20 protein-coding genes and 4 pseudogenes are annotated in these 24,145 nt (G+C 68.8%); 9 read left to right on the top strand and 15 right to left on the bottom strand.

Features of this window, described 5'->3' with window-relative positions:
* Positions 1 to 223: 223 nt before the first annotated feature.
* From QNO09_RS31180 to QNO09_RS31170, 3 genes and pseudogenes are all read right to left on the bottom strand, one after another.
* Positions 224 to 2,791 (bottom strand): excinuclease ABC subunit UvrA, encoded by a 2,568-nt coding sequence (locus QNO09_RS31180; RefSeq protein WP_283973602.1) that lies wholly within the window; start codon positions 2,789 to 2,791, stop codon positions 224 to 226.
* 165 nt (positions 2,792 to 2,956) lie between these two features.
* Positions 2,957 to 3,916, bottom strand: coding sequence for a TerC family protein (locus QNO09_RS31175; protein WP_283973601.1), 960 nt, complete (start codon positions 3,914 to 3,916; stop codon positions 2,957 to 2,959).
* A gap of 386 nt (positions 3,917 to 4,302) precedes the next feature.
* A pseudogene (locus QNO09_RS31170) lies at positions 4,303 to 4,584 on the bottom strand (amidohydrolase family protein); the annotation flags it as partial.
* A 40-nt stretch (positions 4,585 to 4,624) separates the two neighbouring features.
* Between QNO09_RS31170 and QNO09_RS31165 the strand changes: the two are divergent.
* Positions 4,625 to 5,850, top strand: a pseudogene (locus QNO09_RS31165) (IS30 family transposase).
* 206 nt (positions 5,851 to 6,056) lie between these two features.
* A complete protein-coding gene (locus QNO09_RS31160; protein ID WP_283973600.1) occupies positions 6,057 to 6,446 on the top strand; it encodes a winged helix-turn-helix transcriptional regulator in 390 nt (129 codons plus the stop codon).
* Positions 6,447 to 6,543: 97 nt separating this feature from the next.
* Here the strand turns inward: QNO09_RS31160 and QNO09_RS31155 are convergent, their stop codons facing one another.
* Together QNO09_RS31155 and QNO09_RS31150 are read right to left on the bottom strand one after the other, a co-directional pair.
* Positions 6,544 to 6,939 (bottom strand): nuclear transport factor 2 family protein, encoded by a 396-nt coding sequence (locus tag QNO09_RS31155; RefSeq protein ID WP_283973599.1) that lies wholly within the window; start codon positions 6,937 to 6,939, stop codon positions 6,544 to 6,546.
* 46 nt (positions 6,940 to 6,985) lie between these two features.
* Positions 6,986 to 7,114 (bottom strand): hypothetical protein, encoded by a 129-nt coding sequence (locus QNO09_RS31150; RefSeq protein ID WP_283973598.1) that lies wholly within the window; start codon positions 7,112 to 7,114, stop codon positions 6,986 to 6,988.
* Between the two features lie 798 nt (positions 7,115 to 7,912).
* On the opposite strand from QNO09_RS31150, the gene QNO09_RS31145 reads away from it, so the two are divergent.
* Both QNO09_RS31145 and QNO09_RS40095 read left to right on the top strand, forming a co-directional pair.
* Positions 7,913 to 9,859, top strand: a complete 1,947-nt coding sequence (locus tag QNO09_RS31145; RefSeq protein WP_283973597.1) for an RICIN domain-containing protein — start codon at positions 7,913 to 7,915, stop codon at positions 9,857 to 9,859.
* 273 nt (positions 9,860 to 10,132) lie between these two features.
* Positions 10,133 to 10,366 carry a hypothetical protein gene (locus tag QNO09_RS40095; RefSeq protein WP_502962368.1) on the top strand — a complete coding sequence of 78 codons (234 nt, stop codon included), beginning with the start codon at positions 10,133 to 10,135 and terminating at the stop codon, positions 10,364 to 10,366.
* Positions 10,367 to 10,391: 25 nt separating this feature from the next.
* Here the strand turns inward: QNO09_RS40095 and QNO09_RS31135 are convergent, their stop codons facing one another.
* Genes QNO09_RS31135 through QNO09_RS31100 form a run of 8 tightly spaced genes read right to left on the bottom strand, consistent with a single transcriptional unit; the run spans position 10,392 to position 17,614 of the window.
* Positions 10,392 to 11,033, bottom strand: a complete 642-nt coding sequence (locus QNO09_RS31135) for a LutC/YkgG family protein (protein WP_502962367.1) — start codon at positions 11,031 to 11,033, stop codon at positions 10,392 to 10,394.
* Positions 11,030 to 12,523 (bottom strand): LutB/LldF family L-lactate oxidation iron-sulfur protein, encoded by a 1,494-nt coding sequence (locus tag QNO09_RS31130; RefSeq protein WP_283973596.1) that lies wholly within the window; start codon positions 12,521 to 12,523, stop codon positions 11,030 to 11,032. The genes QNO09_RS31135 and QNO09_RS31130 overlap by 4 nt, the downstream gene beginning before the upstream one ends.
* Positions 12,520 to 13,260, bottom strand: a complete 741-nt coding sequence (locus QNO09_RS31125) for a (Fe-S)-binding protein (protein WP_283973595.1) — start codon at positions 13,258 to 13,260, stop codon at positions 12,520 to 12,522. Before QNO09_RS31125 ends, QNO09_RS31130 begins: the two co-directional genes overlap by 4 nt.
* Complete coding sequence (locus QNO09_RS31120; RefSeq protein ID WP_283973594.1) at positions 13,251 to 13,616, bottom strand: L-rhamnose mutarotase; 366 nt, start codon at positions 13,614 to 13,616, stop codon at positions 13,251 to 13,253. Before QNO09_RS31120 ends, QNO09_RS31125 begins: the two co-directional genes overlap by 10 nt.
* The gene (locus QNO09_RS31115) at positions 13,613 to 14,659 is read right to left on the bottom strand and encodes an aldo/keto reductase (protein ID WP_283973593.1); all 1,047 of its coding nucleotides are present in this window, start codon (positions 14,657 to 14,659) and stop codon (positions 13,613 to 13,615) included. Before QNO09_RS31115 ends, QNO09_RS31120 begins: the two co-directional genes overlap by 4 nt.
* The gene (locus QNO09_RS31110) at positions 14,656 to 15,414 is read right to left on the bottom strand and encodes an SDR family NAD(P)-dependent oxidoreductase (protein WP_283973592.1); all 759 of its coding nucleotides are present in this window, start codon (positions 15,412 to 15,414) and stop codon (positions 14,656 to 14,658) included. Before QNO09_RS31110 ends, QNO09_RS31115 begins: the two co-directional genes overlap by 4 nt.
* Positions 15,411 to 16,748, bottom strand: coding sequence for an L-fuconate dehydratase (locus QNO09_RS31105; RefSeq protein ID WP_283973591.1), 1,338 nt, complete (start codon positions 16,746 to 16,748; stop codon positions 15,411 to 15,413). Before QNO09_RS31105 ends, QNO09_RS31110 begins: the two co-directional genes overlap by 4 nt.
* A gap of 14 nt (positions 16,749 to 16,762) precedes the next feature.
* Entirely contained in the window at positions 16,763 to 17,614 is an 852-nt protein-coding gene (locus QNO09_RS31100; protein WP_283973590.1) for a fumarylacetoacetate hydrolase family protein, read from the bottom strand.
* 853 nt (positions 17,615 to 18,467) lie between these two features.
* Here QNO09_RS31100 and QNO09_RS31095 point away from each other — a divergent pair.
* The 5 genes from QNO09_RS31095 (at position 18,468) to QNO09_RS31075 (ending at position 23,258) form a co-directional block, all read left to right on the top strand.
* Entirely contained in the window at positions 18,468 to 19,520 is a 1,053-nt protein-coding gene (locus tag QNO09_RS31095; protein ID WP_283973589.1) for a sugar ABC transporter substrate-binding protein, read from the top strand.
* Positions 19,521 to 19,633: 113 nt separating this feature from the next.
* On the top strand, positions 19,634 to 21,241 hold the full coding sequence (locus QNO09_RS31090) for a sugar ABC transporter ATP-binding protein (RefSeq protein ID WP_283973588.1): 1,608 nt from the start codon (positions 19,634 to 19,636) through the stop codon (positions 21,239 to 21,241).
* Between the two features lie 2 nt (positions 21,242 to 21,243).
* A complete protein-coding gene (locus QNO09_RS31085; RefSeq protein ID WP_283973587.1) occupies positions 21,244 to 22,287 on the top strand; it encodes an ABC transporter permease in 1,044 nt (347 codons plus the stop codon).
* Between the two features lie 76 nt (positions 22,288 to 22,363).
* The gene (locus QNO09_RS31080; RefSeq protein WP_283973586.1) at positions 22,364 to 23,065 is read left to right on the top strand and encodes a FadR/GntR family transcriptional regulator; all 702 of its coding nucleotides are present in this window, start codon (positions 22,364 to 22,366) and stop codon (positions 23,063 to 23,065) included.
* A complete protein-coding gene (locus QNO09_RS31075; RefSeq protein ID WP_283973585.1) occupies positions 23,037 to 23,258 on the top strand; it encodes a hypothetical protein in 222 nt (73 codons plus the stop codon). The genes QNO09_RS31080 and QNO09_RS31075 overlap by 29 nt, the downstream gene beginning before the upstream one ends.
* A gap of 10 nt (positions 23,259 to 23,268) precedes the next feature.
* Here the strand turns inward: QNO09_RS31075 and QNO09_RS31070 are convergent.
* Together QNO09_RS31070 and QNO09_RS31065 are read right to left on the bottom strand one after the other, a co-directional pair.
* Positions 23,269 to 23,961 (bottom strand): annotated as a pseudogene (locus QNO09_RS31070) (adenylate kinase).
* 42 nt (positions 23,962 to 24,003) lie between these two features.
* Positions 24,004 to 24,145: pseudogene (locus QNO09_RS31065) on the bottom strand (electron transfer flavoprotein subunit alpha/FixB family protein); the annotation flags it as partial.

Below are 24,145 nucleotides of genomic sequence, written 5' to 3'. Positions count from 1 at the left end.
AAAAGCGAGTGAAGCACAAGCTGCACCATCGTCTCGCCGTCCGGCAGGCGATCCGCCCACTCCCCACTCCACCTGAGCAGGAAGGACCGCCAGTCGAATGCGGGTAGCCGGCCTTGTCGAGGCGCCGACCCAGCGCCATCGGACCGCAGAACCCTCTCTGCCGGGCGGGTCCGGTTGAAGCGAAGAGGCCGAGTCCAGCAGCGATGGCTCGACTCTGCTCGGTCTACCTCTTCGTCGGGTGCAGATGGTGGCGGAGATAGCGGGCGGTGACGCTGTGCGGATCATGTGCAAGGTCGTCGGGTGTTCCGGTGGCGACGACGGTGCCGCCGACGGTGCCGCCTCCGGGGCCCATGTCGATGACGTAGTCGGCGTTGGCGATCATGTCCAGATCGTGTTCGATGACGATGACGGTGGCGCCGTTGTCGCCCAGCCGCTGGAGAACGTCCAGGAGCATGCGGATGTCGAGGGGATGGAGGCCGACGCTGGGTTCGTCCAGGACGAAGAGGGTGTCGGACTGGTTCCGGGTCAGCTCGGTGGCGAGCTTCAGCCGCTGTGCCTCGCCGCCGGAGAGGGCCGGGGTGTCCTCGCCGAGGGTGAGGTATCCGAGTCCGAGGTCGATGAGGGCCTGGAGCCGGGTTCGCACGCGGCGGATGTCTCCGACCCGCTCGATCGCCTGCCGGACGGTGAGGGCGAGCAGTTCGGGCAAGGAGACTCCGCCGTCCGGGCTTCCGGAGGCCGGGCGGAGGATGTCGGCGGCTGCGGGGGCGTACCGGGTGCCCTCACATGCGGGGCAGGCGATATCGACATCGGGCAGGAACTGGACGTCGAGGGAGACCTGGCCGGTACCTTCGCAGCGGGGGCAGCGCAGGGAGCCGGTGTTGTAGGAGAAGTCCGGTGCCGTGAGCTCCCGCTGCTTGGCCGCATCGGTGGCGGCGTAGGCGCGGCGCAGGTCGTCGAGGATGCCGCTGTAGGTGGCGACCGTGGAGCGGACGTTGACGCCGATGGGGGTGGCGTCGACCGTGTTCACCCGGGTGATCGCCTGCGCGTCCACCGCGGTCACATGGTCAGGCAGCGTTCTGCCCGCGGCTTTCGCCTGGAGCGCGGGGATCAGGCTTTCGAGGATCAGCGTGGTCTTGCCCGATCCGGACACGCCGGTCACGGCGGTCAGGCGGCCCAGGGGGATGTCGACGTCCAGGGCGTGCACGGTGTGCAGGGGCCGGGTGGAGAGGTGGATGCGCCCTTGGTCGAACACCTTGTCGCGGCCGGCCCGGTGGCGGACGAGGACGGGTTCGCGGCCGGTGAGGAATCCACCGATCAGGGAGTCGGGGTCCTTGCCGAGAGTGGTGACGTCGCCGGTGGCCAGGACGGTTCCGCCTTCGGTGCCGGAGCCGGGACCGATCTCGATGAGCCAGTCGGCTTCGCGCAGGACTTGGACGTCGTGGTCGACGAGGACCACGGAGTTGCCGTCGCGGAGCAGGTCGCGCATGACACCGAGCAGGCCGTCCACGTTCGAGGGGTGCAGGCCGATGGAGGGTTCGTCGAGGACGTAGAGCACGCCGGTGGTCTGGTTGCGTACGGCGCGGGCCAGTTGGACGCGTTGCCGCTCGCCGGTCGACAGGGTGGAGCTCGCCCGGTCCAGGGCGAGGTAGCCGAGGCCGAGTTCGACCAGGCGGCGGGCGGTCTCCAGCAGGGTGGCGACGATGTTTTGTGCCATCGGGCGCATCTCGGACGGCAGGGCGTCCGCGAGGGTGGGGGCCCAGGCGATGAGTTCGTCGAGCGTCTTCGCGGTGGCTTCGGCGAGGTTGATGCCGTCGACGAGGGTGGCGCGGGCCTGCTCGCTGAGCCGGGTGCCGTGGCAGGACGGACACACCTGGGCGCTGATGAACCTGTTCACCCGGTTCAGCCCGCGTTCGGTGGTGGCGTTGTTCAGGGCCTCCTCGACGGCCCGGCGAGCGTTGCGGTAGGTGAAGTCGAGCTCGAAGAGCTTGCCGTTCTTGGACCGGACGCTGATGTGCCGCTGCTCCGCGGGGCCGCGCAGGACGATTTCCCGCTCGCGAGCGGTCAGTTCCGCGTACGGCACGTCGGTGCGCACCCCGAACTCGGCGACGACCTGCGGCATCACCGTCAGCCCGAACATCGACCACGGTGCCACCGCCCCTTCGGCGATGGTGCGTTGCGGATCGGGGACGAGAGCCGCTTCGTCGACTTCCCGGACCATGCCGGTACCGGTGCACTGCGGGCACGCTCCGTCCGAGTTGAAGGCCAGCGACTCCGCGCCCGGCGGGTAGAACGTCACCTCGCACACAGGGCAGGTCAGGTCCAGTCCCGCGGCCACGTCGATCGTCGGGTCCTGTCGGTGGCCATTGGGGCACAGGTGTGATCCCAGCCGGGAGAACAGCAGACGCAGCACGTTGAGCAGCTCGGTCGACGTGCCGAAAGTGCTGCGCACCCCGGGCACTCCGGGACGCTGCCGCAAGGCGAGGGCCGCGGGCACGTGCTCGACGCCGTCCACCGCCGCACGCGGTGCCTGCGCCATGCGCCGGCGGGTGTACGTGGACAGCGCCTCGATGTAGCGCCGTGAGCCCTCCGCGTACAGCACCCCCATCGCCAGCGACGACTTCCCGGAGCCGGACACCCCTGCCACAGCGACGAGTTGACGCAGCGGCACCGTCACGTCGACGTTCTTCAGGTTGTGGACCTTCGCCCCGTGCACCTGGATGGACAGCGGCGGATCCGCCGGGTCCGCACCTCGTGCGCCCGGGACCCCGCCCGTCATCTCATCGTGCGCCATCGCGCTTCTCCCTCCTGAGCGTATCGTCCGATATCAGGCAGGCCGAGTCACAACTTGCCCCGATTTACCACATTTCGGGGCTGTCTCGTGCACCGGCTGATCGCCGAGGCGGATGCCATGACGCGCGATCTGATCGCTCTGATGCCTCGGTGATGCGTCAGTCCTCTATGCGGCCTCAGCCGCCGCCTGCTTCTTTGAAGCGCGCAGGCTGGTGACGGTGGTGACCGTCAGGACAAGCACGATGAAGCCGAGCGAGAACGGGATGCTGATCTCGGGCACGTGGACGCCCGACTCGTGCAGGGCGTGCAGCACCAGTTTGACGCCGATGAAGCCGAGGATGATCGACAGGCCGTAGGAGAGGTGGACCAGCTTCTTCAGCAGGCCGCCGATGAGGAAGTACAGCTGGCGCAGGCCCATGAGGGCGAAGGCGTTCGCGGTGAACACGATGTACGGGTCCTGTGTCAGGCCATAGATCGCGGGGATGGAGTCGAGGGCGAACAGCACGTCGGTGGAGCCGATCGCGAGCATCACGACCAGCATCGGGGTCATGATCCGCTTGCCGTTCTCGGTGATGAACAGCTTGGTGCCGTGGTAGCGGTCGGCCACGCCGAAGCGCTGTTCCGCCATCTTCAGCAGCTTGTTCTCCTGGTACTCCTCCTCGTGGTCCTGGGTGCGCGCGTCCTGGACCAGCTTCCAGGCGGTCCAGATCAGGAACGCTCCGAAGAGGTAGAAGACCCAGGAGAAGGCGGAGATGATCGCCGCGCCGGCCGCGATGAACACGGCCCGCAGGACCAGGGCCATCAGGACGCCCACCATCAGTACCCGCTGCTGGTACTGCGTGGGCACCGCGAACTTCCCCATGATCAGGACGAAGACGAAGAGGTTGTCGACGCTGAGCGACTTCTCTGTGATGTACCCGGCGAAGAACTCCACCGTGGGCCCGCTCCCGGCGAAGCACCACAGCCCGACCCCGAAGATGACGGCCAGGACGATCCACACCACCGTCCAGGTTCCAGCTTCCTTGAGGGACACCTCATGGGGCTTGCGGCCGACGAAGAAATCGACGGCCACCAGCACGCACAGGGCTACAACTGTCAGCAGCCAGACGGCAAGGGAGACGTTCACTGGCACTCCGGGTACAGGTGGGGAAATGGGACATCGTTTTCCATGTCGCTGCTATCCGCGTTGGCCCGGAACTGGGGGACGGCGGGCGCAGTCGAAGGCCGGAGGCGCTTGTGTCGATCAGCGCTCCGGCGAGAAGCAGCGGGGCGCGACGATCAAGGCGAACGCTTGGAACACGCGGCGGCTTCGACGGCACGCGTCGGCACGGGCTGCCCGACGGTGCGAGAATCCGCGCAGTTCGGCATCGTGGCTCCATCCTCGTGACACATGGAGAATGGTGGCGAAGGGCGGTCAGGCACCTCAACGTAACTAATGAACGAACGTGGCGCACGTCATAACAAAACATCAGTCCGCCTCTACTGGAGAGCGCCGAGCCGCTGTTGGCAGCGCTATGCGCATGGTGCTTCCTGAGCGGCCGGGGAGCCGGTGACGGTCAGTCCGTAGGTCCGCAGGGCGGTTCCGGCGAAGACCTCGTGGCGTTCGGCAGGATGGAGTGCTGACGTCAGCTCCTGTGCGACGGCGGCGACTTAGGCGTAGGTGGCGGCCAGCCGACAGACGGGCCAGTCGGAGCCGAACATCAGCCGCCGCGGTCCGAAGGCGTCCAGCACTGTGTCCGCGTACGGCCTGAGGTCCTCGACGCTCCACTGGCCCCAGTCGGTCTCGGTCCTTAGGTTCTAGCGATCGTCGCAACACCCCAGTTCAAGGGGTGCGATGTTCGAGATCCGCAAGACCCGGACGGTGGCTCAGGGCCGCAGGAAGCTGACCCGTGAGCGGGAGGAATACTTCCGGCTCGTGCAGCAAGGCGTGAGTTACACCGAGGCGGCCAGGGTCGTCGGCATCAACCTCCGTACGGGAAAGCGATGGCGTAACGGCCGGAACCCCTTTGGCCGGCAGAAGGCGGCAGCACCGGCCAGACCGGTTCTGCCGCCTTCTGGTGTGTCCCGGTACCGGCGGGAAGCCGACCGGATCTACATCGCCGACCGGCTCCTGGAGAGGGCGACGGTCCGGGCGATCGCCGCCGAACTGGGCCGCAGTCCCTCCACCGTCAGCCGGGAGATCCGCCGCAACCGGCACCCCACGAACGGCCAGTACCGTCCCTTCGCCGCCCAGGCCCGGGCGGATGACCGCCGTCCACGCCCCAAGCCCCGGAAGATCAGCCAGGACCCCGAGCTGCGGGCCGCCGTCCAGGCAGGTCTCAGCGAGCGGTGGAGCCCGGAACAGATCTGTCACGCTCTGCGCAGGCAGTTCCCCGACCGGCCGGAGATGCACGTGGTCCACGAAACCGTCTACCAGGCGCTCTACGTGCAAGGACGCGGAGCCCTGCGCCGGGAGCTGGCCGGCGCCCTGCGCACCGGACGCGCCCGCCGCAAGCCCCACCGCCAGGCCCACTGCCGACAGCCACGCTTCACCGATCCCATGGTCATGATCAGCGACATGATCAGCGACCGCCCGGCCGAAGCGGACGACCGGGCCGTGCCCGGCCACTGGGAAGGCGACTCATCATCGGCAAGAACAGCGGCTCGGCGATCGGCACCCTCGTCGAACGCAGCACCCGCTACGTGATGCTCCTCCACCTGCCCACCGACCACACCGCGGCCAGCGTCCGAGACGCACTGACGGATGCCGCACACAGGCTGCCACCGCATCTCAAGCGGTCTCTGACCTGGGACCAGGGCTCCGAGATGGCCGCCCACCACAGCTTCACCGTCGCCACGGACGTCCCGGTCTACTTCTGCGACCCGGCCAGCCCCTGGCAGCCCGGCTCCAACGAAAACACCAACGGCCTGCTGCGGCAGTACTTCCCCAAGGGAACCGACCTGTCCGTCCACAACCGCGAGCACCTCGACGCAGTCGCCGCCCAGCTGAACGGCCGACCACGCAAAACGCTCGGCTGGGAAACCCCAGCCGAGCGCCTGCATAAACTGCTCGCCGTCTGACACAACCGATCATGTGTTGCGACGATCCCTAGAAACCGCCCGGCGGTGAGGGGACCTCCACCTCCCGAGTCGCCCCACATCGCCCCACCGCGGTGGCTGCCGGAGACGGGGTGGGCACCGGGCTGGCGCCAGACGACCTCCTCGGTAAAAATGCTGCCTGCCGGATCTTCCACCTACCGCCGGTAACAGTCGCCTCGACCCAACCCATGAGGACGTGTGACGTGCCACATTTTCCGGCCTTCGATGTCATGACGGCGACCTGCCCGTCCCGCACCTCACTCGCCCGCATTGCCAACAAGTGGACGGCCATGGTGGTCATCGCGCTCAGCGCAGGCCCCATGCGCTTCCGCGACCTGCGCACCGACGTCGACGGCATCAGCGCCAAGGTCCTCACCGAGACGCTCCGGGACCTGGAACGCGACGGACTCGTCACCCGGCACGTGTACGGCGAGGTCCCGCCCCGGGTCGAGTACGAACTGACCGCACTGGGGCACACTCTGCATGCCCCGCTTCAGGCACTGGCACTCTGGGCCGAGGAACACTTCACCGAGGTACTCGCGGCGCGCGAGAGCTACGACGCCCGCCAGCGACCGTGACTGGGCGCCAAAGGGACTGAAGCGTAGGGAATGAAGCGTTCGGGAGCAGCCTGCACGACATCATCCAGGGGGCAGCATCCCCAGCGGTGCGGGCGGCCTACTGCCCCCAGAAGGCGTCCTCGGCGGCCTGGTCGGCGGAGTACAGCCACATCTCGACGATCTTGCCGTCCTTGAGGCGCAGGACATCCACGCCGTCCATGCTCATGGACGCGTCCTCGCGCCGCCCGGCGAAGTGGATCGAGGCGGCCACCATGTCGCCGTTGCCCATGAGAGCGTGGATCGTGTCGATGGCGAAGGAGCCCTGACTGGCCTCCATCATCCCGCCGAGCATCGCGAAGACGGCGTCGCGCCCCTTGTGTTCACCGGAGAACCGGTTGGCACCCGGCTGGTGCCAGACGATCTCCTCGGCCAGAAGCTCGCCCACCTTGGGCAGGTCACCGTTCTGAACGGCCTGGAAGTACTCACGCGCGATGTCGACGTTCTTACTGGCCATGACAACACTCCTCACGCCTCCGGCATGGAGGCAGTACGACTTACTGTTACAGATTGGGCGCGAGGCGCGACGAGCGCGACTCCGGATGGATCGACAACGCGCGGTCAGTCTTCGGCAGACCGGCCCCCAGGCACTGCGCGACCGTTATCACGCCGCCGAACGTCTCGCCGATCATGAGCACGAGAGCGGCCCCATCCCATGGTCGACCCCTCTCCTTCGGCGAGTTCTCCCGTTGCACCTCCATACTCACCATCGGTAATCAGTCACCTCAACGTAACCAATGGGGTGATGTGATGCACGTCACTCTCCGTTTCGATGGTGCCCGGGAGTTACGCGGCCCGCTGTTCACGGCGCCTTCCGGCCGGAGGGCGCTCAAGGCCGTGACCACCTGCTTTCGCGAAGACGTGGACGGCAACAAGCGCCGAGTGAAAGGGACTTGTGACACCGCGGCCGGGGCCAGGCGCGCCCGCAAGTTCGCTACTCAGGAGCAGGACCCCAGCGGGGGCGCGTCCAGAGGCGCGTTCACCAGGGCCCCAGCCACCCTCATTCACCCGATCTATCGGACCTTCCGTATCCGGCGCTTCGGTAGCTGACCCTAAGGATTCAGCATGCCATCAGCTGTGATCGCGGAGTTTCTGTCGATCCTCTGGACAGACTCCACGCTGAAGCTCCTTAATAGATCCGATGTCACTGCGGCGGAGCACACACCGTGCGGGTGGTCTCTTTCCTGTTCGCCGTCCGAGGATGGCTGGTCACTCCTGCCCGCGAGCCGATTGAGCCACCCCACGACGGCCTGGAGGCCAACCTTGGGCGGTCACCTTCCGCTTGACACCCGCCTGGCCGGCAGGTTCCAGCAGAGCGCCGTTTCACAGCCACATTGACCATCCGCGCATGTCCCGGCACCCAGGCCGACGTCGACTGCACCTGGGGCGTCGTCACCGCAATCAATGCCATCGATCCACAGGAGTGGGCCATGTCCTCATCACGAATGAATCGCCGCACGTTTCTCGGCGCCGCGGGTGCCGCGACCGCCGCGACCGCCCTACCGATCGTCCCCGGCTTCTCCGGCCTTCTGCCGCAGGCGGCCGCCGCGGACACACAGACCAACCTGAGCAAGATGGTCGACATGCGGTTCGGCATGTTCAACCACTTCAGCCTGGGCACCTTCACGAACCAGGAGTGGGCCGAACCCAACCAGAGCCCCACCCTCTTCGCTCCCCCGAGCGTCAACTGCGCGCAGTGGGCCGACGCGGCGGTCGCCGCGAAGATGAGCTACGGCATCCTGACCACCAAGCACCACGACGGCTTCGCCCTGTGGCCGAGCGCCTTTGGCACCCAGAACGTCGCGAACAGCTCCTACAAGCACGACGTCGTCCAGGCGTACTGCGACGCCTTCCGGGCGAAAGGGCTGAAGGTCGGGTTCTACTACTCGATCTGGGACCGCACCTTCGGCGTCGAGGCATGGGAGAGCCGGCACAAGGTGACCGGGCTCGAAATCACCGATGCCATCCAGCCCGACGACATGACCTTCATCCTCGGTCAGATACGCGAGCTGCTCACCAACTACGGCACCATCGACATGTTCATGACTGACGGTTACGCATGGCAGATGGGGCAGCAGGCCGTCTCCTACCAGAGGATCCGTTCGCTGGTGAAGCAGCTGCAGCCGGACTGCGTCATGATCGACATCGGCGGACTGTCGGAGCCCTTCCTCAGCGACGCGATCTTCTTCGAGGAGCCGTTGGGGGTCACGGCACCGGCGGGCAACACCTATGCCGGAATGCAGGGGCAGACGATCAGCAACGGCTGGTTCTGGCACCCCTCCACTCCGACCGAGGGACTCATGAGCAAGGCCGCGATCCTGTCGCACCTGGCCGACCTGGAGCCGAAGTACACCTCGTTCATCCTCAACTGCCCGCCCAACCGCAACGGCCTGCTGGACACCAACGTCGTCAACCGGCTCGCCGAGGTCGGCGCGGCCTGGAGCCCGAACACCTCCCGGCCGCCGCTCCCCGCCCAGCTACTGCGCGCCGAGCACCCCGTCACACCGGTCAGCGCGTACGCCACCGGCTTCCACACTGGCGAGGGACCGCTCCACGCCATCGACGGACTCAGCGACGTCCGCTACGAAACCTGCTGGTCGACCTGGAGCCTGCCGCTGCCACAGTCCATCACCATCGACCTGGGCGGCGTGTGGAGCAACGTCTCCACCCTGGAGTACCTGCCCAAGCAGTGGAACCGCACCGACGCGACCGACGGCGACATCACCTCGTACACCATTCTGACCAGCACCGACGGTGTCACCTTCACCCAGGTCGCCACCGGCACCTGGGCCGGCAACCGCAAGACCAAGCTGGTCGAGTGGCCCAACCGGAACGTGGGCTTCGTACGGATCCAGGTCAACGCGGCCACCGGCGGCTACGCCAACGTCAGCGGCGTCAGGATCGGCGGCCGCTCGGTCAAGCCGGCACTGGTGTCCACCACACTGCCCGGCGATGCCACCGTCTACCGCCTGGTCGCCCGGCACAGCGGCCAGAGCGCCGACGTGGTGGGCAGGCGCACCACCGACGGCACCGCGGTCCAGCAGTGGCCCTCACTCGACCAGACGAACCAGAAGTGGACCTTCGTCAAGACCGGCGACGGCTACTACAAGATCAAGGGTGTGGGCAGCGGCAAGCTCCTGGAGATCGCGGGTCTCTCCCGCGCGGACGGGGGCACCGCCGGCATCTGGCGGGACGCCAGCGCCCCCCAACAGCACTGGGCCGTCACCCCCACCGGTGACGGGCACTACTTCCTCATCAACCGCTACAGCGGGCTCTCGCTCGCCGTGGACGAGGGCAGCACCACCAACGGAGCCGCTGTCGAGCAGCAGCCCTACACGTCACAGACCCACCAGCAATGGCGGATCATCCCCTCCTGACCCTGCCCTCCGTCCCTTTCCTCCTCGACCTGTGGTGAGGAGCGGCGGTGACGGTCCTCTGCGGGCGCGGGGCGCTTGGCCGCCCCGCGCCCGCAGAACGCACGCGTGCCTGCCCATCAGTTCCCTGCCGTACTTCGACGGGCTCCCCTCGAGACTTTCACTCTCATCGAGGCCCCCGCGGAAAGACAGGGAACGTACGTGTCCGCTGTTCTCGCACGGCTGTCGGCGATACTCGTCGCCGCCTGACTGCTGTTCACCGCCCAAGCCCTGACCGTGCGCGAGCGGGCCTCCGCCGCCGATCCCGGCTACCTGATGGCGCACTTCGGGGACGGGGCGACCGGTCAGCAGATCTACTTCTCGCACAGCGCGGACGGTCTGAACTGGTCCGACCTCAACGGCGGCGGGATGACCGTGGGGATGCCGGGGCGACAGTCATGGGATCTGTCGAGGTCTGGTCAGAGGAAGAAGCGAGCACCTTCACAGCGCGGCCACCGGGCCGCGCTGTGAAGCCGGACGGTCACGGCGCCCTCGGCTACGCGTCCTCCACCACGACGATGTCGAGAGTCCTGGGCCCGTGCACGCCCTCGACACGGTCCAGTTCGATGTCGCTGGTGGCCGAGGGGCCGGAAATCAGCGTCAGCGGACGGTAGGGGTCGAGCAGACGCAGTGCCTCGGGTACGTCGGGAGCGATCTGGTTCGCCCGGACCACGCAGATGTGCTGGTCAGGAAGCAGGGTCAGGACCCGCCGCCCCTGCCCCGGCCCGTGGTCGAGGGCCACGGTCCCGGTGACGGCGATGGCGGCGGCGACGGTGGTGACCACGGCGTCCGCCGCGTCGAGCCGTCCGACGGTCAGCGGCGGGACGTCCGTCAGCAGGGACCAGGGCCCCTCCGGGACCAGGTCCTCGGGAAGCCCGGGCGGCATCACCAGGGACCGTGCTCCGGTGCGGGCCAGCGCGCGACCGACCGTCGCCGCGGCGTCGGCCGGCGGCACCCGGACCACCGTGGCGCGGTACTCGGCGGCACGCTCGGCGAACAGCCCGACGACGTCCGGTCCCGCGTGGTCGGCGCGGGGACCGTGCGAGGGAGACGCGTCGTCGGGACTCTCGGAATCCGGCACGCCGGACAGCGCTCCTTCGACCGCGCTCAGGACGGTCTCGCGGCCGTTCATCGTCATCCCTTCCTCTCCGCCGCAGTACGGCTGTCTGCGGTCGCGGGTGGTCGCGTACGGCGCCACCAGGCGCGCAGGGACTCACGGGCCGGCGCCGGGGTGTCCCGGGTGCCGGACCAGCGGGCGAACGGACCGGGCAGGACGCCGATCCGGCCGTCACGGGACACCAGCCTGGCTACCACGGCGGCCAGCCGCTGTACGGCGGCCAGCCGCCGCGGTGAGCCCAGGACGGCGCCCGCGGCCTTCATGGCGAGTGCCTCGGTTGTGGGGAGCAGCCGGTCCCGGCGTTTGGCCTCCACGGCCTCGGCGCGCAGATGGACCAGCACCTCGGGAATGTTGATCTTCACGGGGCAGGCGTCGTAACAGGCGCCGCACAGCGTCGAGGCGAAGGGCAGCGAGGCCGCGTTCCCGACGCCGACGAGCTGCGGGGTCAGGACGGCGCCGATCGGCCCAGGATAGACCGAGCCGTAGGCATGGCCCCCCGTGCGCTCGTACACCGGGCAGACATTGAGGCACGCCGAGCAGCGGATGCAGGCGAGGGCCTGGCGGCCCACCTCGTCGGCGAGGGTGGCGGTGCGGCCGTTGTCGAGCAGCACCAGGTGGAAGTTCCGGGGACCGTCGCCTTCGGTGACGCCGGTCCACAGCGAGGTGTACGGGTTCATCCGCTCGCCGGTGGACGAGCGGGGCAGGAGCTGGAGAAACACGTCCAGGTCGGCGAAGGACGGCAGGACCTTCTCGATGCCCATGACGGTGATCAGGGTCTCGGGCAGGGTCAGGCACATCCGCCCGTTGCCCTCCGACTCCACGACCGCCACCGTTCCGGTGTCGGCGGCCGCGAAGTTGGCGCCGGAGACGGCGACCTTGGCCCGCAGGAACTTCTCCCGCAGATGGAGCCGGGCCGCCTCGGCGAGGTGGCGGGGCTCGTCGGTGAGGCCCTCGGGGGCGGGCCTGCCCCACTCCCCCATCTCCCGGCGGAAGATCTCCCGGATCTCGGAGCGGCCCCGGTGGATGGCGGGCACGAGGATGTGCGACGGGCGGTCGCCGCCCAACTGCACGATGAGTTCCGCTAGATCGGTCTCGTAGGCACGGATGCCCGCGTCCGCGAGCGCCTCGTTGAGACCGATCTCCTGGGTCGCCATCGACTTGACCTTGACGACCTCGTCCTCGCCGGTCGCCTTCACCAGGGCGGTCACGATGCGGTTGGCGTCGGCGGCGTCCGACGCCCAGTGAACCACTCCCCCCGCGGCGGTCACCGCCTTCTCCAGACGCAGGAGATGGTGGTCGAGGTGGCGCAGGGTCTGCCGTTTGATCGCCGCGGCCGTCTCCCGCAGTTCCTCCCAGTCCTCCAGTTCGGCGGCGGCCGCCAGCCGCTTGTCCCGGATGGTGCCGGTCGCGCGGCGCAGGTTCGCCCTCAGCCGGGTGTCGGCGAGCGCGGTGCGCGCCGCCTCGGGGAAGGCCGGGGCACCCAGCCATACGACGTTGTCGGCGCCGCTCACCGTACGTCCCCTTCCGTGGAGGCCAGGATCTCGGCCAGGTGCATCGTGCCGACGCCGGTACGCAGCCGGGACAGGCCGCCGCCGATGTGGGTGAGGCAAGAGTTGTCACCCGCGCACAGGATCTCCGCGCCGGTGTCCTGCACATGGCGCATCTTGTCGGCCAGCATCGCGTTGGAGACTTCCGCGTTCTTCAGGGCGAAGGTGCCGCCGAAGCCGCAGCAGGACTCGGCGGCGGGCAGTTCGACGAGGTCGATGCCCTTCACTGCGCGCAGCAGTTTCAGCGGCCGGTCGCCGACGCGCAGCATGCGCAGCGAGTGGCAGGTCGGGTGGTAGGTGACGCGGTGGGGGAAGTACGCGCCGACATCGGTGACGCCGAGGACGTCGACGAGGAGTTCCGACAGCTCGTACACCGTCGGGACCACGTGCTCGACCGCCTCGGCGAGCGCGGCGTCGCCGTACTGGGCGGCCACCACACGGTGGTGGTCGCGCACCATGCCCGCGCAGGACCCGGAGGGGGCGACGACGGCGTCGTAGCCTGCGAAGACCTCGGCGAAGCGGCGCACCATGGGCAGCGTCTCGGGACGGTAGCCGGTGTTGAAGTGCATCTGGCCGCAGCAGGTCTGGCCCTGCGGGAACTCCACCGTGTGGCCGAGGCGCTCCAGCAGTTCGGTCACGGCGCGGCCGGTGCGGGGGAACATGGTGTCGTTGAAGCAGGTGATGAAGAGGGCTATGCGCATGGGGTTTCCTGGGGCGGGGCCGGCCGTGCGGGGACGGACAGGTCGTACAGTTGCCACACCACCGGCAGTGAGGCGTCCGCGCCCTGCGCGGAGTAGTCGTGGGCGACGTCGAGCAGGTCGGCCATCCGGGCCTGCCAGGCGATGTTGACGGGCAGCTTGTCGAGTTCGGCGATCATCGCCGGGTAGTCCTCGACCTCCAGCACGTGGAACAGGTCCGTGCCGCTGCGCCAGATCGTCCATTCCCGCACTCCCGCGGCGCGGATGGCGGCGGTGAGTTCCTCGGGCACCTCCCGGTGCGCGGCCTCGTACTCCTCGATGCGGTCGGCGCGGACCTTGGTGTGCAGGGCGACCCTCATGACGGCTCCTTCGACGGCATGGCTTCCCCGGTCGGCGCGGCTTTGCCGACCTGTGCGGTTGCGGGGACGGGGGTGTCCGGGTCCAGCAGGCCCTCGGCGCGCAGTTCCTCCCACAGGGCGTCCGGAATCGGGCGCCGCAGCTGCTCCACCGTGTCGCGCACCTCCCCGGGAGTGCGCGCGCCGGTCAGGACACTCGCGACCGCGCGATGGCCGAACGGGAAGCGCAGCGCGGCAGCACGCAGCGGCACCTCATGGCGTTCGCAGACCGCGAGCAGCCGCAGCGCACGATCAAGGACCGGCTGCGGAGCGGGTGCGTAGTCGTACGTGGCGCCGGGCCGGGGGGCCGTCAGCAGCCCGGAGTTGAACACCCCGCCGATGACCACGCTGCGGCCGCGGGCGGCCGCCTCCGGGAGCAGTTCGGTGAGCGAGCCCTGTTCCAGGAGGGTGTAGCGGCCGGCCAGCAGCACCACGTCGATGTCGGTCTCGCGCACGAACCGGGCGGGCAGCGCGGACTGGTTCATCCCGATGCCGATCGCGCCGATCACGCCCTCGGAACGCAGCCGCTCCAGCGCCGGGTACGCCTCGCGCAGCGCCTGGTCGGCGTGGCCGTCCGGGTCGTGCAGCAGAGCGACGTCGACACGGTCGAGGCCGAGGCGTTCCAGGCTTGCTTCCAGGGAGCGCAGCACTCCGTCGGCGCTGAAGTCCCAGACTCTGCGGTGGGTTGCCGGGACGGAGAAGCCGTTCGCGAGGTCGTCGCCGGCGCCGCCGTCCGGGTTCGGCACGAGAAGCCGGCCCACCTTGGTGGAGAGGGTGTAGGTGTCACGGGGGCGCTCGCGCAGCGCGGCACCGAGCCGCCGTTCCGACAGGCCGAGACCGTAGTGGGGCGCCGTGTCGAAGGTGCGGATGCCGGCCTCCCAGGCCGCCTCCACCGTGGCGTGGGCTGCCTCTTCGGTGACCGGGTGGAAGAGGTTGCCGAGCGCGGCACAGCCCAGCGCCAGTTCCGAGACCGGTACGGCGCCACCGCCCAGCGTGGTGGTCCTCAAGGCCGGTCCACCGGGCGCAGCCGCAGTCCCTGCATGCCGCCGTCCACCGCGAGCGCGGTGCCGGTGACGGACGCCGCGGCCGGACCGGCCAGGTAGACGATGGCGGCCGCGACCTCATCCGCGGTCACCAGGCGGCCCATGGGCTGGCGGGCGTTGAGGGCCGCGCGCTCCGCCTCGGGATCGTCGGCCGCGTCCAGCAGCCGGGCCACCCAGGGGGTGTCGGCGGTGCCGGGGTTGACGCAGTTGACACGGATGCCCTCGCGGACGTGGTCGGCAGCCATGGCCAGGGTCAGCGACAGCACGGCGCCCTTGCTGGCGGAGTACAGGGCGCGCTGCGGCAGTCCGGCGGTGGCCGCGATGGAGCAGGTGTTGACGACGGACGCGTGCGCGGACCGGCGTAGGTGGGGCAGGGCGGCACGGGTGGTGCGGACGATGCCGAGGACGTTGACGTCCAGGACCCGGTGCCACTGCTCGTCGGAGTTGTCCTCGACGGTGCCCGCCGCGCCGATGCCCGCGTTGTTGACCAGGATGTCGATGCCGCCGAGCCGATCGGCCGCCGTGCCCACGGCGGCGCGCACGGAGGCGTCGTCGCTGACGTCGGTCTGGAGGCCGAGCAGCGGTTCGCTGACGCCGCCCGGGTCGAGGTCGAGCACGGCGACCGCCGCGCCCTGGGCCGCCAGTGCGCGGGCCGTGGCGAGCCCGATGCCGGACGCGCCCCCGGTCACGACGGCCCTGAGCCCTGACAGGCCGGTCATGCCACGTCCTCCCGTCCAGCGAGGTCGGCGGCCCAGAAGGCGCCGTCCGGGTAACGGTATTCGGCAAGGGACTCGGGGTGCATGGTGGCGGAGAATCCCGGGGTCAGCGGCGCCGTGTAGTGACCGTCGCGCATCACCACGGGCTCGGTGAAGTGCTCATGGAGGTGGTCGACGAACTCGATGACGCGATTCTCGGTCGTGCCGGACAGCGCCAGGTAGTCGAACATCGACAGGTGCTGCACCAGCTCGCACAGGCCCACTCCGCCGGCGTGCGGGCAGACCGGCACCCCGAACTTCGCGGCGAGCAGCAGGATCGCGAGGTTCTCGTTGACCCCTCCGACCCGGGCCGCGTCGATCTGCAGCACGTCGATGGCGTCGGCCTGGAGGAGTTGCTTGAAGATGATGCGGTTCTGCACGTGTTCACCGGTGGCGACCTTCACGGGGGCGACGCCCCGGCGGATGGCGGCGTGGCCGAGGATGTCGTCGGGGCTGGTGGGCTCCTCGATCCAGTACGGGGCGAACTCGGCGAGCGCGTTGGTCCACTCGACCGCCTCACCAACGTTCCAGCGCTGGTTGGCGTCGATGGCGATGCGGATGTCCTCGCCGACGGCGGCGCGGGCGGTGCGCATCCGGCGGACGTCGTCGGCGAGGTCGGCGCCGACCTTGAGCTTGATCTGGGTGAAGCCGTCGGCTACGGCCTGCTTGGCCAGCAGGGTGAGCTTCTCGTCGGAGTAGCCGAGCCAGCCCGGAGAGGTGGTGTAGCCGGGGTAGCCGCGCTCCAGGAGGTGGGCCTCTCGCTCCGCGAGCCCGGTGCGGCCCTCGCGCAGCAGTTGGAGGGCGTCCTCGGGGGTGAGGGCGTCGGCGATGTAGCGGAAGTCGACCTGGGAGACCAGCCACTCGGGGTCGGCGTGGGCGAGCAGTCGCCACAGGGGCTGTCCGGCGCGCTTGGCGGCCAGGTCCCACACCGCGTTGACGACGGCGCCGATGGCCATGTGCATCACGCCCTTCTCGGGGCCCAGCCAGCGCAGCTGGCTGTCCCCGATCAGGTCACGGCTGATCGAGCCCGGGTCGGCGCACAACTCCTCCACGGAGCGGCCCACGAGGTGGGGCCGCAGGGCGCCGATCGCGGCGACCTGGACGTCGTTGCCGCGTCCGATGGTGAAGGTGAAGCCGTGTCCCTCGTGCCCGTCGACCGCGTCCGTGCGCAGCACGACGTAGGCGGCGGAGTAGTCGGGGTCCGGGTTCATCGCGTCGGAGCCGTCCAGTTCCCGCGAGGTGGGGAAGCGGATGTCGTAGGTGTCGACGGCGGTGATCCGGGCGGAGGTCGTAGTCAAGGTGGTCCTGCCTTTCACGCTTGGGTGAAGGTCTGGCGCTGGCTGCCGAGGCCGTCGACGGAAAGCTCGACGGTGTCGCCGGGGCGGAGATAGGGGGTGCCGGGGAGCCCCAGAGCCACGCCCGCGGGAGTACCGGTGTTGATCACGTCACCCGGTTCCAGGACCATGTACTGGCTCAGGTACGACACGATGTGGTCGACCGGGAAGATCATGTCGCTGGTGTGGCCGTCCTGCCGCTTCACGCCGTTGACACTCAGGTGCAGGCCGAGGTCCTGCGGATCGCCGGCCTCGTCGGCGGTGACCAGCCACGGGCCGAGCGGGTTGAAGGTCTCGCAGGACTTGCCCAGGTCCCACTGCGGGGAGTACTCCAGCTGGAACTCGCGCTCCGAGACGTCGTGGCTGATCGCATAGCCGGCGATCACGGCCCGCGCGGCCTCGGGACCGTCGAGGTAGCGGGCCCGCCGTCCGATGACGACCGCCAGCTCGACCTCCCAGTCGGTCTTGACCGAGCCCCGGGGGATCAGCACCTCGTCGTACGGGCCGACGACCGTGCCCGGGTCCTTCATGAAGACCACCGGGCGGGGCGGGATCGCGGCGCCGGTCTCGGCGGCGTGGTCGCGGTAGTTCAGCCCGACGCAGATGATCTTGCCGGGCCGGGCGACGGGGGCGCCGATCCGCAGGCCGTCGGTGTCGAGCTCGGGCAGTCCGCCGGCCACGACGGCCGCTCCGGCCCGGTCCACTCCCCCGGAGGCGAGGAAGTCGCCGTCGATGTCCCGGGTCACCGAGGAGAGGTCCAGCAGCCGGCCGTCGTCGGTACGGACCGCGGGTCGCTCCTCGCCGGGGGCGCCGACTCGTAGCAGTTTCACTGGGGGCTCCCTTGCCGTGCGGGGTTTCGTCTGAGTGTGGGTCGCCGTAGGGCTGAGCAGCCTGCGGTGCGCCGGACCGGGCCTGCCCTGACGGGCTCCGCTCATCCACCTCTGCAGTCATCGGATGTATGGCGGCACAGTGACCCTAGATGCGGACATCGCGCCTGGCAACGGATTCCTCGGATGTATTTTCTCGACGGTGCCAGTAAGGCCCGCACAAGGGCTGATTCATCATGGTCGCCCGAGGCCACGAGGTCGACACGCGAGCCGCCATCCGATGAATCCGAGGTGAGCCGCGAGATCACCTCCACAGGTGAGAACGACACCGACAGGCACATGACGGAGCACCCAGGGGGATACGGGTTCTCCGGGCACTCCCCCCGGCCCCGCCTCCGTCGGCCCAGATGGCTCCGTTGTCGAATCGTGAGCTTTCGCAGCGCTCCGCCCGTCACGCACAAGGTCGAAACTGTGCAGGTCGCAGAGGGTGTCAGTGGGAAGCGGCCCGGCCGGAACAGTGCCTTGGCCCCCTAGGGCGTGATGTCCCGCACATCTGTGGCGGCGAACCCTTGTCAACGTCGGCAACGCCGTCGTAACGTCCTCGACGTCCGGGATACATCGGAGGAATGGTTGCACGGTCCTGTACGCCCATTCGGCTCGCTCCGTGCGGTCGCTCCGCCTCCGCATCCCCCGGTCCCCGGCTGACCCTCACACCCATCAGGGCATGATCCGCGCACCTCCACGCCGGATCGGCAACTGCCCGTCCGGCGACCTCGCCCCTCCCCCGCAGGCAGGTACGCCCTCCCCACCATCGCCCTGCGGCCCCAGTGCCCCTGGCTAAGGAGAGAACACGGCCATGAACCTCGCTCGCACCCGCTCCACCGCCACAGCCGCCACCGCTGTTCTCGCGGTCCTGGCACTCGCCACCGCGTGCAACCGCGAAAGCACCGACTCGGCGGCCTCCGGCGGTGACAAGCCCGCCATCGGGATCGACCTGCCTCGCTCCGACTCCGACTTCTGGAACTCCTACGCGCAGTACATCGAGAAGGGCGTCAAGTCCGACGGCATCAAAGCGCTGCCGATCAGCAACTCGCAGAACGACGTCACCAAGCTCGTCGCCAACGTGCAGGTGTTCCAGAACACCGGGGCCAAGGCCGTGGTCATGGCCCCGCAGGACACCGGGGCCATCGCCTCCACCCTCGACACCCTCGCGTCGAAGAAGATCCCGGTGATCAGCGTCGACACGCGGCCCGACAAGGGCGACGTCTACATGGTCGTGCGCGCCGACAACCGGGCGTACGGCACCAAGGCATGCGAGTTCCTCGGCGAGCAGCTGGGCGGCAAGGGCAAGGTCGCCGAGTTGCAGGGCGCCCTGGACTCGATCAACGGCCGCGACCGCTCCGAGGCTTTCTCGGAGTGCATGAAGACGAAGTTCCCGAAGATCAAGGTATTCGAGCTGCCCACCGACTGGAAGGGTGACGTGGCCTCGGCCAAGCTGCAGTCGCTGCTCGCCCAGCACCCGGATCTGAACGGCATCTACATGCAGGCGGGCGGTGTCTTCCTGCAGCCGACCCTGGCGCTGCTGGAGCAGAAGGGTCTGCTCAAACCGGCCGGCCAGAAGGGACACATCTCGATCATCTCCAACGACGGCATCCCGCAGGAGTTCGAGGCCATCCGCAAGGGCCAGATCGACGCCACCGTCTCCCAGCCCGCCGACCTCTACGCCAAGTACGCGCTGTACTACGCCAAGGCCGCGGCCGAGGGCAAGACCTTCGAGGCGGGCAAGACCGACCACGACTCCACCATCATCAAGCTGCCCAACGGCCTCGAAGACCAGCTGCCCGCTCCTCTGGTCACCAAGGACAACGTCGACGACAAGACCCTGTGGGGCAACAACGTCGGCGGATGACCGGCGCTCCCCGCCCGCCGCGTCGGGGGACGCACGGCCTCCCGCCCCCCCGACGCGGGCAGTCTCCCGCACCCCTCGGCTCCAGCCTCCGCACACGAAGGACGGTATCCACCATGGCGGACACCGCGACCGCCCCGGCGACCGGCCCCGGCACTCCGGCCCCTGTGGCCGAGGCGACCGGTATCAGCAAACGATTCGGCGCGACCGTCGCACTGCGCGACGCCCGTATCACCGTCGCCCCCGGCGAGGCGCACGCCCTGGTCGGACGCAACGGCGCCGGCAAGTCGACACTTGTGTCCATCCTCACCGGCCTCCAGCAACCCGACACCGGCACGCTGCGCTTCTCCGGCGAGCCGGCGCCTGCCTTCGGTGACATCGACGCCTGGCGCTCCCGAGTGGCATGCGTCTACCAACACTCCACCGTCATCGGTGACCTGACCGTCGCCGAGAACCTCTTCCTGAACCGGCAGAGTGCCGGGGCGATGCAGCCCATCCGCTGGAAGCAACTGCGCCGGCGTGCCGAGGAACTGCTCGGCGAGTACGGCGTGGCCGTCGACGCGACGGCGCGGGCCAAGGACCTCACCGTCGAGCAACGGCAGTTCGTCGAGATCGCACGGGCCCTGTCGTTCGGTGCACGCTTCATCATCCTCGACGAGCCGACCGCGAAACTCGACGCCCGCGGCATCAACCGCCTCTTCGACAAGCTCCGCGACCTCCAACGGCAAGGCGTCGCCTTCCTCTTCATCTCGCACCACCTGCAAGAGGTGTACGACCTGTGCACCACCGTCACCGTCTACCGTGACGCGGCCCACATCCTGACCGCGCCCGTCGTCGAACTCGGTCACCAGGCACTGGTGGAGGCCATGACCGGCGAGTCGGCCTCCACGATCACCGCCGGGGGGTCTCCGGTCGCGCGGGAAGACGCCCCGGAACTGCTGGCGATCGACGACCTGACCCTGCCCGGCGTCTGCGAGGACATCTCCCTCTCGGTCCGCTCCGGAGAGGTCGTCGGGCTCGCCGGCGCCACCGCCAGCGGCAACGTGCAGGTGGGTGAGACGATCGCCGGTCTGCACCGCGCCAAGGATGGCCGGATCACGGTCGGCGGCAGGACCGTGCGCACCGGCAGTGTGCCGTCCGCGCTCACCGTCGGGGTCGGTCTGGTCCCCGAGGACCGCCACCTCCAAGGGCTGGTGAACAACCGCAGCGTGGCGGAGAACGCGACGCTCACCGTCACCGGTCAGCTCGGTCCGTTCGGCACGGTGCTGCCCGCCCGCACCAAGGCGTTCGCCCGACGCATGATCAGGGACCTCGACATCAAGACGCCGGGAGCCGCCACCCCGGTCTCCGCCCTCTCTGGCGGCAACCAGCAGAAGGTCGTCGTCGCCCGGGCCCTGGCCACCGATCCGCACGTCCTGGTGGCCATCCGCCCCACCAACGGAGTGGACGTCAAGTCCAAGGAGTTCCTCCTGGGCCGCATCCGGCAGGTCGCGGACGGCGGCAAGGCCGCGCTGATCGTCTCCGACGAACTGGACGACCTGAAGGTCTGTGACCGGGTCGTCGTCATGTTCCACGGCCGCGTGGTCGCCGAGTTCGACCGCGGCTGGAAAGACGAGGTCGTCGTCGCCGCCATCGAGGGCGTCAGCGGCGGCACGGCCCCCGCCACCGCGTCCCCCGCATCCGCCGTACCCGCCTCAACCGGCACAGACGAGCACGGAAGGTAGTCATGTCCGCCACCACAGATCTCACCGACCCCGCAGTGAGCAAGGCCGAGCCGGCCGCCGCGGACGCCACGCGCCGCCGGGTCGACTTCGGGCGCTTCCGTGACCTCTCCCTGGTCCCTGCCATCCTCGTCCTCGGCCTGATCGGGTTCATCGTCTCGCCGGCCTTCCTGACCGCCGACAACCTCATCGGTGTGGCCCAGCAGTCCACCGAACTGAGCCTGCTGGTGCTGGCCACCGCGTTGATCCTGATCTGCGGCCGGATGGACCTGTCCCTGGAGTCCACCATCGGCGTGGCGCCCGTCATCGCCGTGTGGTTGGTCCTGCCGACCAGCGGAGCCCGGTTCACGGGCCTCGGGCTGCTCCCCGAGTGGACGGCCGTCCCGCTCTGTCTGCTGGTGGGCGTGGTGATCGGGGCCGTCAACGGCTTCCTGATCCTGAAGCTGCGCCTCAACGGCTTCATCGTCACCCTCGGCATGCTCACCATGCTGCGCGGACTCCAGGTCGCCCTCTCCGAGGGCCAGTCCATCGTGGAACTGCCGCCGTCCTTCACCTACCTGGGCAAGTCGTCGTGGCTGGGTGTCCCGGCCGCGATCTGGATCTGCGTGGTGCTCTTCGCCATCGGCGGCAGCGCGCTGGCCTGGCTGCGCCACGGCCGGGCGCTCTACGCGATCGGCGGCAACCCGGAGGCGGCCCGTACCGCCGGCATCCGCGTCGACCGCATCGTGTGGATCGTCCTCATCCTCGGCAGCGTCCTCGCCGCGTTCGCCGGCATCCTCTACAGCGGCCACTACGGCTCCATCTCCGCCACCCAGGGCAGCGGCTGGATCTTCCAGGTCTTCGCCGCGACCGTCATCGGCGGAGTCAGCCTCAACGGCGGCAAGGGCTCGATCTTCGGCGCGCTCACCGGTGTGCTGACGCTGCAACTCGTCGTGAACGTCATGACGTTGGCGGGTGTACCAGCACTGTGGAACCAGTTCCTCAACGGAGCCATCATCATCGTCGCACTGATCATCTCCCGCTTCGCCTCCGGCGAGAAGCAGGAATAGCCGCGTACCGCGGGCGACTCCGTCGGGCCCGGCGGAGCCGCCGGCCGACGCGTCCCCTACTCAGAGAGGCACCCTCGTGGCACTGACGGACGAGGCGATCGACAAGATCAAGGCGATGATCCTCGCCGGCGAACTCGAGCCCGGCTCCCGGCTCCCCAAGGAGGAGATCCTCGCCGGACAACTCGGCCTGTCCCGGAACTCCCTGCGCGAGGCGGTCCGGGCACTGACGGCCATGCGCATCCTGATCACCCGGCAGGGTGACGGCACGTACGTCTCCAGCCTGGAGCCCCATCTCCTGCTGGAGAGCCTCTCCTTCGCCGCCGATGTCTCCCAGGGCCACACGGCTCTGCAGTTGCTCCAGGTACGACGGCTGCTCGAACCGCAGGCGACGGGGCTGGCCGCCTCGCTGCTCAAGCAAAAGGATCTCCGGGAACTGCGCAACATCCTCGATCGGTCACGGACCGTCGCCACTGTGGAGGAGTTCATCGCCCACGACATCGCCTTCCACCTCAGGATCGTCGAAGCCGTCGGCAACCCCGTGCTGTCGATGCTGCTGCAAGTGCTCTCCACCCGCACCCAACGTGTCCGCATCGTCCGCGGCAGCCAAACCCGTCGCGCCCTGAACAACGCCCACCAGGACCACGAGCAGATCCTCAGCGCACTCCAGTCACGCGACGCCCTGCTCGCCGCCTCCGCGGCGACCGTCCACATCGCGGCGGTGGAGCAGTGGCTGGCCACCAGTCTGACCGATGACCCGACCGGAGCGATCGGCGACTGACTTCGCGCTCCCCTCCGCCTCCCGCCGCCGTCCGGTCTTCAACGAGAGCGGCAACCTGGTCCACTACCGGTACGCCCTCCTGCTCGCCATCCCCCAGCCCGACCAGACCGGCGTGTGGAACGACGGCTACCTCATTTTCGGCTCCAGCTGGGTCGACGTGCGCCTGAAGGTGACCATGCACGACCACGAGTGAGACGTCGAGCTCACGGATCACAGTCACGTGTGTCTTCCCTGTCCGCTCGGAGACCACGCTCACGCAGAGCCACCATCGAGCGCTCCGTGACCTCCGCCACCGAACCCAGTGCGGAGATCCCGACCACGAGACTCCGCAGTCGGTAGTACTCGGTGATCGGCGAGGTATCACGGTCGAACACCTCAAGCCGCTTGCGAACCGTTTCCTCGGTGTCGTCCTGTCGCTGATACACGTCGCCGCCGCACACGTCACACAGCCCGGGCTCATGCGGCGCGTTGTACGTCACATGGAAGACGTGGCTGCTGTCGTCCCGGCAGACCCGCCGGCCGGCGATGCGCGTGACGGCCTCCTCCTGCGGCAGAACCAGATCCAGGACCACGTCGAGCGAGTTGCCGTTGTCCTTCAGCAGTTGGTCGAGCGATTCGGCCTGGAGAACACTGCGTGGAAAGCCGTCCAGCAGGAAGCCGTCGACGGCGTCCGGCTGCTTCATCCGCAACCTCGCCATGCCGATCGTGATCTCGTCCGGTACCAACTGCCCGGCTCACATGTACGCCTGCGCCTGCGCGCCTAGTTCCGTACCCTGACGGATGTTCTCCCGGAACAGGTCTCCTGTGGAGATGTGCGGAATGGAAAGGTTCTTGGCCAGGTACGCGGCTTGTGTACCCTTCCCTGCCCCGGGCAGCCCGACCAGCATGACGCGCATCAGCGGAGAACTCCTTCATGGTTGTGCGGCAGTTGGCCATGATCAGGCATGCGCGGCCCTGATCTCGTCGGTGAGCTGCGGGACGACGTCGAAGAGGTCGCCGACGACGCCGTAGTCGACAAGGTCGAAGATCGGGGCCTCGGCGTCCTTGTTGATCGCCACGATCGTCTTCGAGGTCTGCATA

It is taken from the genome of Streptomyces sp. 378, from assembly GCF_030124145.1.
Lineage (GTDB): Bacteria > Actinomycetota > Actinomycetes > Streptomycetales > Streptomycetaceae > Streptomyces.
Note: the sequence above shows the minus strand (reverse complement) of the source record. Positions and strands in the feature narration are given on the sequence as shown.

Coding starts and splice junctions, on each gene's coding strand:
- QNO09_RS31180 (WP_283973602.1), bottom strand. CDS start 2,791: ATGGCGCACGATGAGATGACGGGCGGGGTCCCGGGCGCACGAGGTGCG.
- QNO09_RS31090 (WP_283973588.1), top strand. CDS start 19,634: ATGGCGGACACCGCGACCGCCCCGGCGACCGGCCCCGGCACTCCGGCC.
- QNO09_RS31075 (WP_283973585.1), top strand. CDS start 23,037: ATGACCCGACCGGAGCGATCGGCGACTGACTTCGCGCTCCCCTCCGCC.
- QNO09_RS31145 (WP_283973597.1), top strand. CDS start 7,913: ATGTCCTCATCACGAATGAATCGCCGCACGTTTCTCGGCGCCGCGGGT.
- QNO09_RS31110 (WP_283973592.1), bottom strand. CDS start 15,414: ATGACCGGCCTGTCAGGGCTCAGGGCCGTCGTGACCGGGGGCGCGTCC.
- QNO09_RS31085 (WP_283973587.1), top strand. CDS start 21,244: ATGTCCGCCACCACAGATCTCACCGACCCCGCAGTGAGCAAGGCCGAG.
- QNO09_RS31125 (WP_283973595.1), bottom strand. CDS start 13,260: ATGCGCATAGCCCTCTTCATCACCTGCTTCAACGACACCATGTTCCCC.
- QNO09_RS31120 (WP_283973594.1), bottom strand. CDS start 13,616: ATGAGGGTCGCCCTGCACACCAAGGTCCGCGCCGACCGCATCGAGGAG.
- QNO09_RS31095 (WP_283973589.1), top strand. CDS start 18,468: ATGAACCTCGCTCGCACCCGCTCCACCGCCACAGCCGCCACCGCTGTT.
- QNO09_RS31155 (WP_283973599.1), bottom strand. CDS start 6,939: ATGGCCAGTAAGAACGTCGACATCGCGCGTGAGTACTTCCAGGCCGTT.
- QNO09_RS31160 (WP_283973600.1), top strand. CDS start 6,057: ATGAGGACGTGTGACGTGCCACATTTTCCGGCCTTCGATGTCATGACG.
- QNO09_RS31150 (WP_283973598.1), bottom strand. CDS start 7,114: ATGATCGGCGAGACGTTCGGCGGCGTGATAACGGTCGCGCAGTGCCTG.
- QNO09_RS31135 (WP_502962367.1), bottom strand. CDS start 11,033: ATGACGATGAACGGCCGCGAGACCGTCCTGAGCGCGGTCGAAGGAGCG.